General features: G+C 36.1%; 13 protein-coding genes, 1 pseudogene and 1 riboswitch. Of the genes and pseudogenes, 12 read left to right on the forward strand and 2 right to left on the reverse strand.

Features of this window, described 5'->3' with window-relative positions; translation table 11 throughout:
* Position 1 precedes the first annotated feature (1 nt).
* The 9 genes and pseudogenes from ACWV26_RS06275 (at position 2) to ACWV26_RS06315 (ending at position 7,415) form a co-directional block, all read left to right on the forward strand.
* Entirely contained in the window at positions 2–478 is a 477-nt protein-coding gene (locus ACWV26_RS06275) for a dihydrofolate reductase (protein ID WP_455897493.1), read from the forward strand.
* A 78-nt stretch (positions 479–556) separates the two neighbouring features.
* On the forward strand, positions 557–1,657 hold the full coding sequence (locus tag ACWV26_RS06280) for a leucine-rich repeat domain-containing protein (RefSeq protein ID WP_455897494.1): 1,101 nt from the start codon (positions 557–559) through the stop codon (positions 1,655–1,657).
* 316 nt (positions 1,658–1,973) lie between these two features.
* The gene (locus ACWV26_RS06285; protein ID WP_455897495.1) at positions 1,974–2,813 is read left to right on the forward strand and encodes a DegV family protein; all 840 of its coding nucleotides are present in this window, start codon (positions 1,974–1,976) and stop codon (positions 2,811–2,813) included.
* Between the two features lie 81 nt (positions 2,814–2,894).
* Positions 2,895–3,707: a GDSL-type esterase/lipase family protein gene (locus tag ACWV26_RS06290; RefSeq protein ID WP_455897496.1), complete on the forward strand. Its 813-nt coding sequence runs from the start codon at positions 2,895–2,897 to the stop codon at positions 3,705–3,707.
* A complete protein-coding gene (locus ACWV26_RS06295; RefSeq protein ID WP_455897497.1) occupies positions 3,700–4,296 on the forward strand; it encodes a YpmS family protein in 597 nt (198 codons plus the stop codon). The genes ACWV26_RS06290 and ACWV26_RS06295 overlap by 8 nt, the downstream gene beginning before the upstream one ends.
* Positions 4,293–4,826, forward strand: a complete 534-nt coding sequence (gene msrA / locus ACWV26_RS06300; protein WP_455897498.1) for a peptide-methionine (S)-S-oxide reductase MsrA — start codon at positions 4,293–4,295, stop codon at positions 4,824–4,826. The genes ACWV26_RS06295 and msrA overlap by 4 nt, the downstream gene beginning before the upstream one ends.
* A complete protein-coding gene (msrB, locus tag ACWV26_RS06305) occupies positions 4,819–5,253 on the forward strand; it encodes a peptide-methionine (R)-S-oxide reductase MsrB (RefSeq protein ID WP_455897499.1) in 435 nt (144 codons plus the stop codon). The genes msrA and msrB overlap by 8 nt, the downstream gene beginning before the upstream one ends.
* A gap of 166 nt (positions 5,254–5,419) precedes the next feature.
* A pseudogene (locus ACWV26_RS06310) lies at positions 5,420–5,686 on the forward strand (ATP-binding cassette domain-containing protein); the annotation flags it as partial.
* A gap of 16 nt (positions 5,687–5,702) precedes the next feature.
* Positions 5,703–7,415 carry an ABC transporter ATP-binding protein gene (locus tag ACWV26_RS06315; RefSeq protein WP_455897500.1) on the forward strand — a complete coding sequence of 571 codons (1,713 nt, stop codon included), beginning with the start codon at positions 5,703–5,705 and terminating at the stop codon, positions 7,413–7,415.
* Between the two features lie 310 nt (positions 7,416–7,725).
* On the opposite strand, the gene ACWV26_RS06320 is transcribed toward ACWV26_RS06315, so the two are convergent.
* Positions 7,726–8,910, reverse strand: coding sequence for an aminotransferase class I/II-fold pyridoxal phosphate-dependent enzyme (locus ACWV26_RS06320; protein ID WP_455897501.1), 1,185 nt, complete (start codon positions 8,908–8,910; stop codon positions 7,726–7,728).
* Positions 8,897–10,027, reverse strand: coding sequence for a methionine biosynthesis PLP-dependent protein (locus ACWV26_RS06325; protein ID WP_455897502.1), 1,131 nt, complete (start codon positions 10,025–10,027; stop codon positions 8,897–8,899). The genes ACWV26_RS06320 and ACWV26_RS06325 overlap by 14 nt, the downstream gene beginning before the upstream one ends.
* Positions 10,028–10,098: 71 nt before the next feature.
* Positions 10,099–10,202, reverse strand: a riboswitch (SAM riboswitch).
* 251 nt (positions 10,203–10,453) lie between these two features.
* Between ACWV26_RS06325 and ACWV26_RS06330 the strand changes: the two genes are divergently transcribed.
* From ACWV26_RS06330 to ppsA, 3 genes are all read left to right on the forward strand, one after another.
* Entirely contained in the window at positions 10,454–10,675 is a 222-nt protein-coding gene (locus ACWV26_RS06330) for a YozE family protein (RefSeq protein ID WP_455897503.1), read from the forward strand.
* 98 nt (positions 10,676–10,773) lie between these two features.
* Positions 10,774–11,478 (forward strand): purine-nucleoside phosphorylase, encoded by a 705-nt coding sequence (gene deoD / locus ACWV26_RS06335; RefSeq protein WP_455897504.1) that lies wholly within the window; start codon positions 10,774–10,776, stop codon positions 11,476–11,478.
* Between the two features lie 698 nt (positions 11,479–12,176).
* The gene (ppsA, locus tag ACWV26_RS06340) at positions 12,177–14,777 is read left to right on the forward strand and encodes a phosphoenolpyruvate synthase (protein ID WP_455897505.1); all 2,601 of its coding nucleotides are present in this window, start codon (positions 12,177–12,179) and stop codon (positions 14,775–14,777) included.
* Positions 14,778–14,808: the final 31 nt, after the last annotated feature.

Consider the following 14,808-nt stretch of genomic DNA (forward strand, 5'->3'; position numbering starts at 1 on the left):
TATGATTTCATTAATCGTTGCACATGACGAAAATCGTGTAATTGGTTACAATAATGCGATGCCTTGGTATTTACCAGGTGACCTAGCGTATTTTAAAAAGACTACAATGGGAAAGCCGATGATTATGGGACGAAAAACGTTTGAATCGATAGGTAAAGCTCTGCCAGGAAGGACCAATATTGTGATTACAAGAGATACTAGCTATCAAGCTGAAGGTATTGTTGTTGTGCATTCTTTCGATGAGGCTTTAGCGTTAGCAAAGAAGGAAGATAAAGAAATAATGGTAATCGGCGGGGAACAAATATTTAAAATGGCCCTTCCAGTTGCAGATGTTCTTTATGTAACTTTAATCCAACATGAGTTTAACGGTGATACGTATTTTCCTGAGTATGGTTCTGAATGGAAAAAAGTTTCTGAATCTGAAGTGTTTGAAACAGATGAACATATTAAGTTTTCGTATATTGTCTATAAAAAGTAGGAATTTTGATAGATATATTGTATGATTAGAGTGACTATAAGTATGTAGTCACTCTATTTTTTTTGGGAGGAATAGTACATGTTGAAGCGGGATAGAATTACGACTTTTTACATAGTAATGTTTTTGTTAATGATAATTACTTTTCCAACAAATTCACAAGCAGCCACATCAGATAAAAACAAAGTTGTTAATGTACCTGACCCACAATTAAAAAGCTATTTAAAGCATGAACTAGGTGTGAAAACATTGACACGAGGGGCGATGTTAAAAGTAAAAAAAGTGAACTATTCAGTAGCAAGTGATAACAGTCGAAAACCATTAACCTCACTGGAAGGATTACAATATGCCAAAAATCTAAAATTAGTGACGATTAAAGGAAATCATGTTACAAATTATAAGCCTCTTGCAAAGCTAGATAAGCTAACCTATTTGAATGTAAATGAAAATAGCTCAGGTACAAAATCAATCACATCACTTAAATACATAGTAGACATTCCAAATCTTGAGACCCTCTATGCAAGGGGAAATAAAATTTCAAGCATTGCAGGGCTAGAGAAATTAACAAAACTAAAAGAAATATCATTAGAAAACAATAGAATTGATCAAGAGGATATTGACCAATTATTCAATTATAAGGTCATAAAATACAACAAAGTTACAATCTTAAAGCGCTTAAACTATGTCAACATAAGTTATAACAATATAAAGGATGTACAAAAAGTATTAAAATTACCAAGTATTAAACAACTTCTAGTATATGGAAACCATGTATACAATTTTTCTCATCCGGATACTCCGGACATCAAGATTAATTATAAGAATCAATATGTAGTTGCCACTATGAATATCAAATCTAAAGGAAAAAAGAATTCATGGTATGGACAACTAAATAATCCTGTTCGCGTAGAAACTGGTATATTCATGCGTATGTTTGGTACAGCAAAAACCTCACAAGTATTGGTAGACATACCTGATTATCTTACAACTTCAGATCCACTTAAATCATATGATTTAGTTTATGGAACAAGAGGAAAAGCTAAACTTTATCAAGAGACAATAAAAGGAGATAAATTTGCATTACTAAGGTTCACAGATATTGGTGATAATATCAATACAATTGTATTAAGTTCATATAACTATGAAAGCTTTAAGCTAATTATTCATTTGAATCGAATTTAACAAATACGGACTTGAGACAGCATCAATAAAATTCCTGTCTCAAGTTTTTTATTTTTATAGAAATTGTTTACCGAACTTTTTATTTTCACACGAGGTATGTAAATGGCGAAATGAAAAAGTTATAGATATTTTTTAAGTTAATTTCAAACAAAAGTGCATATAATACATCACTATCCATTAATTATTCAAGACAATTGACAAATGTCACATGCCTGATTGCTTTTTGCTTAGTAAAATGATGACAAGGCTTTCATTTTACTATAGAGCAATATCATTTAGATTTAGAATGAGGCAAACAATTAAAGGATGTGTAAATGTGGGACGAATTCATGTCGTAACGGACTCGACCAGCGAATTAACTAAAGAAGAAATCAATCGATATCAAATTCATGTAGTACCATTAACTATTCAAATTAACAACAAAACATATACGGATGGAGTAGATATAGGGGCGCCTGAATTTTTTGAAAAAATGGCCAATTCATCTGAATTACCAAAAAGTTCACAGCCTGCAGTAGGTGTATTCAATGAATTATTTGACGAACTGGGTCATGAAGGCGATGAAGTAATTGTCATTACAATGGCGGGGAGTTTAAGTGGCACAGTTAAATCTGCCCAAACAGCTGCTTCTATATCAAAGACAAATGTCGTTGTGGTTGATTCAGAGTTTACTTCCTTTGGCCTTAGCTTCCAAGTTATAGAAGCAGCTATTATGGCTAAGGAAGGTAGAACAATGGAGGAGATTGTAAAACGTTTAGACCAAGTGCGTAAGAATACAAATCTCTATATAGTTGTAGATACATTAGATCACTTAGTAAAAGGTGGTCGTATCGGAAAAGGAACTGGTTTAATTGGGTCATTATTAAATATTAAACCAATCGCTTCTCTTGTTGACGGAACGTATACTCCTGTTGCAAAAGTAAGAAGTCATAAACAAGCTGTAAAATATATGTTTAATCAATTCCAGGAAGATACGAAAGGAAAAGTAATTAAAGGTGTGGGTATTGCACATGCAGAGGGCCGCAAAATAGCTGACCCACTAAAATCAATGATTGAAGTGCAAGGCTATGTTGATGTAAAATTTGGCTATACGTCGCCAATCATTAGTACACACACTGGGCCAGGAGCAGTTGGCTTTTCATACTATACGGACTAATTATAGGCGGCAGGGAAGACAATATTCCCTGCTTCTTTTCATTATAAGCGACAACGTCGACATGAAAGGAAGATTTAGAAATTGAAAAAATGGGTAATACTAATGTTATGTGTTATTTTGGTAACTGGATGCCAATTCTTTGGCGATAAGGGGAATGAGCAAGGATCAGATAAGATTACCGTTATGAAAATGTTAAAACTAAAAGACGTACGGTATGTAGGATTAGGCGACTCCTTGACTGTAGGTGTTGGTGATGAAACAAATAGGCAAGGATATGTTGGTCGTTTTAAAAAAGAGATAGAGACATGGCAAGGAGTAAAATCGGTAAAGGTGATCGACACAGCTAAAAGAGGGCGAACAACACAACAACTTATCGCTCAACTTAAATCCGGTGATATCGATGACGAATTACATAGGGCTAATATTATAACTTTAACAATTGGTGGTAATGATTTGATGAAAATTGTTCGTGCCAATATTACTGATTTAAAGAAAGAAGTCTTTGATGCAGAAAGACCGGATTTCCAAATGAGATATGCAACAATTATGAAGCTGATTAGAGAGCGGAATGCAAATGCTCCTATCATTTTAATTGGCGTTTACAATCCTCTATCTATTTTTACAAAACAGAAATCAGATATGAATACGATCATGCAAGAATGGAATTCAGATATACGTGGATTTGCAGATGGTGATGCTCATGCAGTGTATGTAAATGTAGAAGACTTATTTGAAACAAATGACAATTTAGTTTATCATACTGACTTTTTCCATCCAAATGCAAAAGGCTATGACCAAATGACGGCAAGAATTATAAAAACTTTACATGAAATTGATCTTAATAAACTATCACTAGGTCAATTTGACTTCAGGGAGGATACCACGGATGAATAAATGGAAGGTGGCCTTTTTACTACTATTTACACTTGTGATAGCATCCATTATTTTCGTTGTCTATCTAATTACAAAACCAATCGATGATATGCCATCACCAAGCTTAAAAGCTTTCCCTACTGGTAGCCATCTCAAAGTTGAAACGACTCCAAAAGAATTCGAACATATGGCCAACCAATTAATAGCGAATTCAATGAAAACATCGAAGATTCCAGTGCAAATGTATGTGGATCGTGAAGTAACTTTACAAAGTACTTTAACTGTTTTTGAAATGGAATTGCCCATTGTGATGACGTTTGAACCTTCTATAGAAAAGGGTAACTTATTGCTAAAGCAAAAGACGGTAGAAGTTGGAATGCTTGATATCCCACCCAATTCAGCGCTGAAGTTACTGAAGGATTCCGTTGATTTACCGAAATGGATGATTATTCAACCAGATAAAGAACAAATCTATTTAAATTTAACGGAGATGGATATTCCGATTGGAGAAAATTTAAAAGCGCGGGTTGAAGCAAAAGAATTTAATTTACAAGAAAAACGGATTATACTTGATGTAGTAATTCCGAACGAACAGGAGGTATCGCAATGACTTCTCAAATTGCAACATTTGCTGGTGGATGCTTCTGGTGTATGGTCAAACCTTTTGACGAACAACCTGGTATCGAATCAGTCATTTCTGGTTATACAGGAGGATTTATTGAAAATCCTAGCTATCAACAAGTTTGTACAGATTTAACAGGACATTTAGAAGCTGTTCAAATCACTTTTGATCCAGAAGTTTATCCATATGAAAAATTAGTTGAAACGTTTTGGACATTAATCGATCCGACAGATGCTGGTGGACAATTTTTTGACCGTGGAAAATCTTATATGACTGCCATTTTCTATCATAGCGAAGAACAAAGAAAAATTGCAGAAGCATCAAAGAAAGCACTTGAAGAATCTGGAAAATTCAATCAACCAATTGCCACTAAAATACTAGAAGCTAAGCCATTTTATAAAGCAGAAGACTATCATCAATATTATTATAAGAAAAACAAAGAACATTACGAACGCTATGCAGTGGGTTCAGGTCGCGTGGCATTTCAACAGCAACATTGGGGGAATCATGATGAATAAGGAAGAAAGACTAAAAGAACTAACACCTATGCAATACCATGTCACACAAGAACATGGTACCGAGCCACCATTCCGAAATGAGTTTGATGAACATTTTGAAGAAGGATTATATGTAGATATTGTCTCAGGTGAACCATTATTTTCATCAAAAGATAAATACAACTCAGGATGTGGCTGGCCCGCATTTACAAAACCGTTAAATCAAGAAAACGTGACAGAACATTTCGATACAAGCTTCGGCATGAGACGCACAGAAGTCCGTAGTAAAGATGCCGAATCACATCTTGGACACGTTTTCCCAGATGGACCACGAGAAGCAGGCGGCTTACGCTACTGCATCAACTCCGCTGCATTACGCTTTATCCCAACAAGTAAACTTGATGAAGAAGGTTATGGGGATTATAAAAAGCTATTTGATGCAAAGTAAGCTAAAAAATAGTGACGCAAAATTAATATAAATGAAAGCTAACCAACAAAGACGTTTGATACTTTGTTGGTTGAGTTTGTCGAAAAAGACATTTAGGATGAAATTATCTTGAATGTTTTTTTATTTGCATGCAATTGAAGATGATATTTAAGAATTTAAAGTCGGTGAAATTACTATGATTATCGGGCAAAATGGTTGTGTGAAATCTACGCTATTAAAGGCAAAGACTCGCATTATTCCATATGCAAAAGGTACTATATACTTAGATGGCGAATCGATTGCAAATTACAAAACAAAAGAACTCGCTAAACGCCTTGCCATTTTACAGCAAATGCCTGAGAATCCGGCAGGTTTAACTGTTGGAAATCTCGTTTTAAATGGTCGTTATCCACAAATAAACAAGCCTGTATGTTTATCGTACGATTTACTATAGGCGAGAAAGGATCTGTATGCTAAAACAATTTTTCACCTATTACAAACCACATAAACGCTTATTTTATATTGATTTCTTCAGCGCCATTGTCGTAGCGATTTTAGAACTTGCATTCCCAGTAGCAGTGCAATGGTTCATCGATACGCTATTACCGACAGGTGAATGGGGAGAAATAACAAAAATCAGTATTCTGTTATTTCTCGTTTACTTACTGAGTACCGTATTAAATTATATCGTGAATTATTTAGGTCATAAGCTGGGAATCTATATCGAAACAGATATGCGGCAGGAGCTATTTAATCATATGCAGAAACAATCGTTTCGTTTCTTTGATAATACGAAGACAGGGAATATTATGAGCCGTATTACGAATGATTTATTTGACATTGGGGAATTTGCTCATCATGGTCCAGAGGATTTCTTTATTGCCATAATGACGTTTATAGGCGCTTTTCTGCTAATGTTTAATATTAATAGTCAGCTGGCCCTTGTCGTATTGATCATGGTGCCAATTCTCATTGTCGTTATTTCGTTAAGCAATATCTATATGGAAAAAGGCTGGGCCACTATGTATGGTAAAATCGCCGATGTCAATGGTCGTGTAGAGGATAGCATCTCAGGGATTCGGGTTGTTAAATCCTTTACAAATGAAGCGCATGAAATGGAACGCTTTGAAAAGCAAAACAGTATTTTCAAAGATGCAAAGCTTTATGCTTATCGCGTTATGGCTTCTACACACTCTAGCATTTATTTTTTAACGCGCCTGCTAACGCTGATTGTTTTAATTGTTGGAGCATGGTTTAGCATTAAAGGAACATTATCCTATGGTCAACTCGTGAGTTTCGTGCTGTTTACAAACGTGTTGATCAAACCAATTGATAAAATTAGTGCTCTCTTAGAAATGTATCCAAAGGGTATGGCAGGTTTTAAAAGATTTCAAGATATGCTGCATGAAGAACCGGATGTAGCAGATCGACCGGACGCTGTTTCTATTAAGCAATTAAAAGGAAATATCGAATTCCATGAAGTCGACTTCAGCTATGATGGCAAACATCCTATTTTACAAAATATCGATTTATCGATTGAAGCAGGGGAAACAGTTGCACTAGTTGGGCCCTCAGGAGCGGGAAAAACATCGCTTACCTCACTTATTCCGCGCTTCTATGATGTGACAGGTGGAGGTATTACCATTGATGGTCTCGATATCCGTAAAATGACGCAGCGTTCACTGCGGGAAAATATTGGCATTGTGCAACAAGATGTTTTCTTATTTACAGGGACGGTTCGGGAAAATATTGCGTATGGCAAATTGGATGCCACAATGGAAGAAATCGTGGAAGCCGCACGAAAAGCACATTTACTCGATTTAATAGAAGGCTTACCACAAGGTTTTGAAACGGAAATCGGGGAGAGGGGTGTTAAATTATCTGGTGGACAAAAACAACGCTTGGCGATTGCAAGGATGTTCCTTAAAAACCCGCCAATCCTCATCCTAGATGAAGCCACATCTGCACTGGATACCGAAACAGAGAAAATTATTCAACAATCACTGGAGGAACTTTCTGAAAACCGCACAACCATTGTCATCGCCCATCGTCTAGCAACCATTCGAAATGCGGACCAAGTATATGTGGTAACGAAAAACGGCATAGAAGAAAGCGGTAAGTATGATTGGTTGGTTGAAAAGGGCGGAATACTAGCAAACTTACATCAAAATCAAATGATTTAATTGATAAATTGTTACTTATTAAATTGCGCTTAATAGTTGTAAAGTCATCTCAATAGAGCCTAAAGCATGAGTCCAGTATTGTACTGAACTCATGCTTTTTAATTTTTAGGTAAAACAAAATATGTTCTAAGGGTACCTAATGGCCTCCACCTGTAGTGGAATTCGAGGGTCTAATTCTTTCCAATCTAAAGAAAACAGGACAAAACAAATCCCAACAAATCCCGTTGATATTTTAGAGAGTGTTAATCAAAATAAAAAGTAACACAAACTTATCATAGGTTTGTGTTACTAAGGCTTACTATTTATTTATTTATTTATGAACTGAAGTCAAAGCTTTAGCTGTTTCAAATGCTTGTTCAAAGTCAGCAATCAAATCATCCACATTTTCTAATCCCACTGAGAAACGTAAAAGTCCTTCTGTAATACCTCGTTTATCACGTTCTTCTTTTGGAATTGCCGCATGGCTCATCGTAACAGGATATGAAAGAATCGACTCAACTCCACCAAGACTTACAGCGAAAATTGGAATCTGTACATGTTCTACAAAGGCTTTTGTCAATTCACGAGTTGGTAATGTAAAGGATAACACAGCCCCTGCACTTGATGATTGGCTTGCGTGGATTTCATAGCCTGGGTGATCTATTAAACCAGGATAATAAACGTGTTCTACAAGCTCATGCTCATCCAAATATGAGGCGATTTTCAATGCAGATTGTGAAGATTGTGCTAAGCGTGCGTTTAATGTTTTGATTCCTTGGATTAATGAGAAGGAATCGTGTGCACCTAGAATAGCACCCATTGAATTTTGCATAAAGTAGATTTGTTTTCCTAACTCTTCGTCTTTTGTCACCGCAAGTCCAGCGATAATATCACTATGGCCACCTAAAAATTTAGTTGCACTATGAAGTACTACATCTACTCCTAAATCTAATGGGCGTTGATAAAGTGGTGTCATGAAAGTATTATCAACAAATGTAAGTAATTCATGTTTTTTAGCGATAGAAACAATTCCACGAATATTAGTTATGCCAAGCAATGGATTTGCAGGTGTTTCTGCATATAACACTTTCGTATTTGGTTGAATTGCTTCTTCCACTTCTTGTAAATTCGTAAAATCAGCAAATGTATGCGTGATGCCATACTTTGTTAATACTTGTGTAACAAAACGGTACGTTCCACCGTATACTTCATTTGTCACAACGATATGATCACCTGTATTTAAAGTTAATAGGGCTGAGGCAATGGCTGCAATCCCAGATGAAAAGGCAAATCCTCTTGTCCCACCTTCAAGCTCTGCAATTGTTTTTTCCAACGCATCACGAGTAGGGTTACCAGAACGACTGTAGTCATACGGACCAAAAGAGTCAAAATGCTCTTGGTCAAAGGTAGAAGAAAGATAGATTGGCACATTTACTGCGCCAGTTTTTTGTTCATAATCGCCTCTTGTTGAAGCAGTAATTAAGCTAGTTTCGATAGATTGTTTAGTTTGCGTCATGTATTGTCACCTCATCATTAATTGTTGTAAAAACACGTTGCAAGTCTGCGATAATGTCTTCTGCTTCTTCAATACCAACGGAAAACCGTAATAATGTATTATCTACACCACGTGCAATTCGTTCTTCTTCAGGAATATCTGCATGTGTTTGAGTAGCAGGGTATGTGATAAAGCTTTCCACACCGCCTAAACTTTCAGCATATGCGATTAATTGTAAATTTTGAAGGAAAGGTGCAACCCATTCTTCTTTTTGTAAGCGGAAGGAAACCATACCACCAAGTCCTGCATACAATACATCTTTCACAAGTGATTCTTGTTCTAGAAACTCAACAATTTTCTTGGCGTTTTCTGTATGTTGTTTCATACGAAGATGTAAAGTTTTAAGACCACGTAGCAGTAACCAGCAATCAATTGGTCCAAGAGTTGCCCCTGCTGCATTGTGATTATAAAGAAGCTTCTCAGATAGTTCTTCACCTTTGGAAACGACGAGCCCTGCTAGAACATCATTATGACCACCAATATACTTAGTCGCACTATGAAGGACGATATCAGCGCCAAGCTCTATTGGGTGTTGATAATATGGAGTAAGGAATGTGTTATCAACTATAAATAGTAGGTTATGCTTTTTAGCAAGCTCAGCAAATGGAGCAAGATTTATTGTTAGCATTAAGGGATTGGTAGGAGATTCGATAAATAATGCCTTCGTATTTTCGTTAATGATTGCCTCTACTTCTTCAACAGATTGGAATGGTGTGAAGTGAGCTTTAATACCATATTGTTCTTGATATTGATTTGCAAGACGATATGTACCACCATAAATATCATCCGTATAGATAATTTCATCACCCGTTTTGAATAGGGAAAGCACCAATTGGATTGCTGCCATCCCGCTACTACAGGCAAAACCAGCATCTCCACCTTCTAAATCGGCAATTCCACTTTCTAATATCGATCGAGTTGGATTTTTTGAACGAGTATAATCATATCCCGTTGATTGTCCAAGACCTGCATGGCGATATGCTGTTGATAAATAAATCGGTGTATTAATAGAACCTGTTTTTGGATCTGTATGTGTGCCAATTTGTGCTAATCGAGTTGAAATATGCTGTTCTGTCATCTTCATCATCCTTTTTACTTAAAAATAAAAGGCCCTCTGAAGAAGAGGACCTTGAAAAACGAAAGTCGTTCTTCTTATCTGTTAGACTTACATCTACGTGGAATTAGCACCTTACCAATAATGGTGGTTGCTGAGATTTCACAGGGCCAAGTCCCTCCATCTCTCTGGATAAGAATATAAATTCAATTGTATGAAAACTTCCAATTAATGAAATATTAACACTTTACTCAAAGCTATGCAATAGGATTATGAAATATACTAAAAAATCTTAAGACAAATAGTATAAGTGAAGATTGATAATATCTAACGTGCTATAATCATATAAATTGAAAATTAACAGCGATTTTTAAAATTTTTATTTAAAATGTTTTATATTAAGAAAATTGGATATGAATAATAAATGTAGACAAAAGGTAGGAAAACGATATGAAACAATCATTTTATCAATTTGTATTAACTTATAGAGGTGGAAAAAATGATGCAAAGGCTGATTTTGCAGAAGCAGCCTTCAATGATCATGGATTTCCAAAACAAGAAGAGGATTTTCATACACTTTCTCGATATATCGAAGAAAAGGCGGATCATGATATGAGTGCAGTAGTATTTGATGAACTTTGGCAATTATATGAAGAAAAATATGCAGAGTAATATTTGTCAGAGGTCAGACTTTATTGATACAATAGTTGAAGCATTATATTGATAATGACTAAATTAAATAACGAATTGATTTGAAAAGGAGACAAAGTATGAGCATTCATATTAACGCAAAACAAGGCGATATTGCTGAAATCGTATTATTACCAGGAGATCCATTACGTGCAAAATATATTGCTGAAACATTTCTTGAAGATGTAACTCAATATAATGAAGTTCGTAATATGTTCGGATACACAGGTACATATAAAGGAAAACGTATCTCTGTACAAGGTACGGGTATGGGTGTACCATCAATTGCCATCTATACAACAGAACTTATGCAAGAATACGGTTGCCAAAAACTAATTCGTGTAGGCACTTGCGGTGCATTAAAACGTGATGTAAAAGTACGCGATGTCATTTTAGCTCAATCTGCTACAACTGACTCTAAAATGAACGAAATTATCTTCAAAGGAATCGACTATGCACCAACAGCTGACTTCGATTTATTACGTAAAGCGTATAAAGCAGGGGAAGCAGCAGGACTAAACCTTCGTGTAGGTAATATCTACACAGCAGACTTATTCTACGGTGAAGACAACCAAAACGAAAAATTAGCAGACTACGGTGTACTTGCAGTTGAAATGGAATCAGCAGCACTTTACACATTGGCAGCTAAATTCAACCGCCAAGCACTATCTGTATTAACAGTAAGTGACCACCTAATTACAGGTGAAGCAACAACTTCAGAAGAACGCCAAACTACATTCAATGACATGATTGTTGTGGCACTTGAAGCGGCTATTCAAGACTAGGCGTATCAAGGGTTTGTTAGTTTACAATATTTAACAAGTGACCAAAAGTGACCATTTTCAAAAAAGTGGTTATTATTGGTCGCTTTTTTATTGGTTTAATTCATTAAATAATTGCGTTGCTTGTTCTTTTTGACGTATATCAATATGAGAATAAGTATCTAGCGTTTTGCGTATATTTTTTTGTCCTAACTGTTCTTAGATAACTTTGATATTTACATTGTTTGAATATTATTCAACCTATTCATATCCAATATTTATAGTATTCTATGGGCTGTTTAGGGCTTTTCAAAAGAAACCAAATTTATTTTTACGAGGGTCAGTACCTTGTTCATCAGGATTTGGAATCACTCTCCAGGTCACATCCAACTCGCTTGAGATTGTCGGAACAACTGTTTTCGAATTCCAACTCCCAGTCCCGTCTTTTTACTCCCAATTTGTTACGTATTCACTATTGCGTGGTAAGATAGTTCAAACAATTTGTTAAACAAAAAAGGACAGTTACGAAAACAATCAGTAACTGTCCTATTCCCTAATTTAATTATACCATTATTAACCCACCATTTTTAGTCTGTTTTTTATTTATGGAACTGCTAGTATTAATCAAGTGAAGTTGCTTCGGCGATACATTTAAGTGTAATTAGATTAATTAGAAGAGTAATTTTTGTTATATGCCTTGATCGATAAATAGGAGGGGTAAAATGAATCCATATGTACTAGAGTTTCAAGAAATCGATAATACACAACTTTTGTCTGTCGGAGGAAAAGGGTTGAGATTAGGAGAACTATCTAAGATTCATGGTATACATGTACCAGAAGGATTTTGTGTTACAACAGAAGCTTATCAAAGAGCCCTCGAACAAAATGAGGCATATCTCGCATTGTTGAACCAACTAACACTACTAAAATTAGAAGATCAAAGCCAAATTGCTGAAATTAGCAGGGAAATTCGAACAGTCATTATGGAAGTAGAAATCCCTTCCGATGTTGTTGAAGCAGTTACTCATCATATCTCCCAGTTTGGAGAGAAACATGCTTATGCTGTGCGTTCTAGTGCAACTGCTGAAGATTTACCGTATGCCTCTTTTGCTGGTCAACAAGACACCTATTTAAATATTATTGGCAAAAAAGCAATCTTGCACCATATCAGCAAATGTTGGGCTTCCCTATTTACGAATCGCGCTGTAATTTACCGTATGCAAAACGGATTTGACCACAGTCAAGTTTATTTATCTGTTATCGTTCAAAGGATGGTTTTCTCACAGGCTGCAGGGGTTTTATTTACTGCTGATCCGATTACCTCCAACCGAAAATTACTATCTATCGATGCCAGTTTTGGGCTTGGAGAGGCATTGGTCTCTGGCTTGGTATCAGCCGATTGTTATAAAGTGATGGAAGATGAAATCGTCGATAAGATGATAGCAACTAAAAAATTAGCTATATATGGACGAAAAGAAGGCGGAACAGAGTCAAAGCAGATTGATCCTAATCAGCAAAAGACTCAAACCCTTACTGAAAAGCATATTTCACAACTAGCACTCATTGGAAGACAGATTGAAGCTTATTTTGGTTGCCCACAAGATATCGAATGGTGTTTGGTTGATGATAATTTTTATATTGTTCAGAGCCGGCCAATCACGACTCTTTTTCCCATCCCTGAAGCGAATGACCAAGAAAATCACGTGTATATCTCTGTTGGTCACCAACAAATGATGACCGACCCTATCAAACCATTGGGATTGTCTTTTTTCCTATTAACAACGAAAGCACCTATGCGTAAAGCTGGTGGAAGGTTGTTTGTTGATGTCACACATCAACTGGCTTCTCCTGTCAGTAGAAATATTTTATTAAATGCCATGGGACAACACGATCCGCTCATGAAAGACGCACTTATGAACATCATTGAGCGAGGTGATTTTATAAAATCATTACCAAATGATAATAAGACACCGAGTCCAACTAGAGGCAATACAGATATACCGGCGGAAATCGGAAACAATCCATCTATCGTTTCTGATTTGATTAAGCGTAGTCAATCATCCATTGAAGAGTTAAAACAAAACATCCAAACTAAATTAGGATCAGATTTATTTGATTTTATTCTAGAAGATATTCAGGAATTAAAGAAGATTTTATTTGACCCAAAAAGTTCAGCTGTATTTATGGCTGCTATAAATGCTTCAACATGGATCAATGCAAAAATGAACCAGTGGTTAGGTGAAAAAAACGTAGCAGACACGCTTTCTCAATCTGTGCCAAACAACATTACTTCAGAAATGGGTCTGGCACTATTGGAAGTTGCAGATGGGATTCGCCCTTTTCCAGAAGTAATAGATTATTTACAACATGTAAAAGATGATAACTTTTTGAATGGATTGGTTAAGTTTGTTGGTGGACAGAAAGCTAGAGAAGCAATAATAGCTTTTCTCGACAAATACGGAATGCGATGTACCGGAGAAATTGATATTACCAGAACTCGATGGAGTGAAAAACCAATAACACTTGTCCCTATAATTCTTGGTAACATCAAAAACTTTGAACCTAATGCTGGTAAGCGTATATTCAAGCAGGGTCACACGGAGGCTTTGGTAAAGGAAAAAGAGTTATTAGAACGCTTGAAACAATTACCGGATGGTGAACAAAAGACCGAAGAAACAAAACGAATGATTGACCTAATCCGAAATTTCATCGGGTATCGAGAATATCCAAAATACGGCATGATAAATCGATACTTCGTTTATAAGCAGGCTTTATTGAAAGAAGCCGAACAACTCGTGCTAGCGAACGTTATTCATGAAAAAGAAGATATATACTATCTCACTTTTGAAGAACTCCGCGAAGTAGTAAGCACGAATAAACTGGATTACCAGATTATCAACAAGCGAAAAGACGATTACAAATTATATGAAAAACTTACTCCACCGCGTGTAATCACATCTGATGGTGAAATTATCGCAGGTGAGTACAAACGAGAAAAACTCCCATTCGAAGCTCTTGTAGGTCTACCTGTTTCTTCCGGAGTGATAGAGGGACGAGCACGTGTCATCTTAAACATGGAAGAGGCTGATTTAGAAGATGGAGATATATTAGTCACCACCTTTACTGACCCTAGCTGGACACCATTGTTTGTATCCATAAAAGGCCTAGTCACCGAAGTTGGGGGACTGATGACCCATGGAGCTGTTATCGCACGTGAATATGGCTTACCAGCAGTTGTTGGAGTGGAAAATGCTACGAAGATGATTTCAGATGGACAAAGAATCGGGGTGAATGGGACAGAAGGGTATATAGAAATACTGTAAATTAGAAAATCCATATCTAAATTAAGAACTC

The organism is Rummeliibacillus sp. JY-2-4R (assembly GCF_053847205.1).

Excerpts from the sequence above, each read along its gene's own strand:
- msrB (WP_455897499.1), top strand. The coding sequence starts at position 4,819 with ATGAATAAGGAAGAAAGACTAAAAGAACTAACACCTATGCAATACCAT.
- ACWV26_RS06330 (WP_455897503.1), top strand. The coding sequence starts at position 10,454 with ATGAAACAATCATTTTATCAATTTGTATTAACTTATAGAGGTGGAAAA.
- ACWV26_RS06315 (WP_455897500.1), top strand. The coding sequence starts at position 5,703 with ATGCTAAAACAATTTTTCACCTATTACAAACCACATAAACGCTTATTT.
- deoD (WP_455897504.1), top strand. The coding sequence starts at position 10,774 with ATGAGCATTCATATTAACGCAAAACAAGGCGATATTGCTGAAATCGTA.
- ACWV26_RS06320 (WP_455897501.1), bottom strand. The coding sequence starts at position 8,910 with ATGACGCAAACTAAACAATCTATCGAAACTAGCTTAATTACTGCTTCA.
- ACWV26_RS06275 (WP_455897493.1), top strand. The coding sequence starts at position 2 with ATGATTTCATTAATCGTTGCACATGACGAAAATCGTGTAATTGGTTAC.
- ACWV26_RS06325 (WP_455897502.1), bottom strand. The coding sequence starts at position 10,027 with ATGACAGAACAGCATATTTCAACTCGATTAGCACAAATTGGCACACAT.
- ACWV26_RS06280 (WP_455897494.1), top strand. The coding sequence starts at position 557 with ATGTTGAAGCGGGATAGAATTACGACTTTTTACATAGTAATGTTTTTG.
- msrA (WP_455897498.1), top strand. The coding sequence starts at position 4,293 with ATGACTTCTCAAATTGCAACATTTGCTGGTGGATGCTTCTGGTGTATG.
- ACWV26_RS06295 (WP_455897497.1), top strand. The coding sequence starts at position 3,700 with ATGAATAAATGGAAGGTGGCCTTTTTACTACTATTTACACTTGTGATA.
- ppsA (WP_455897505.1), top strand. The coding sequence starts at position 12,177 with ATGAATCCATATGTACTAGAGTTTCAAGAAATCGATAATACACAACTT.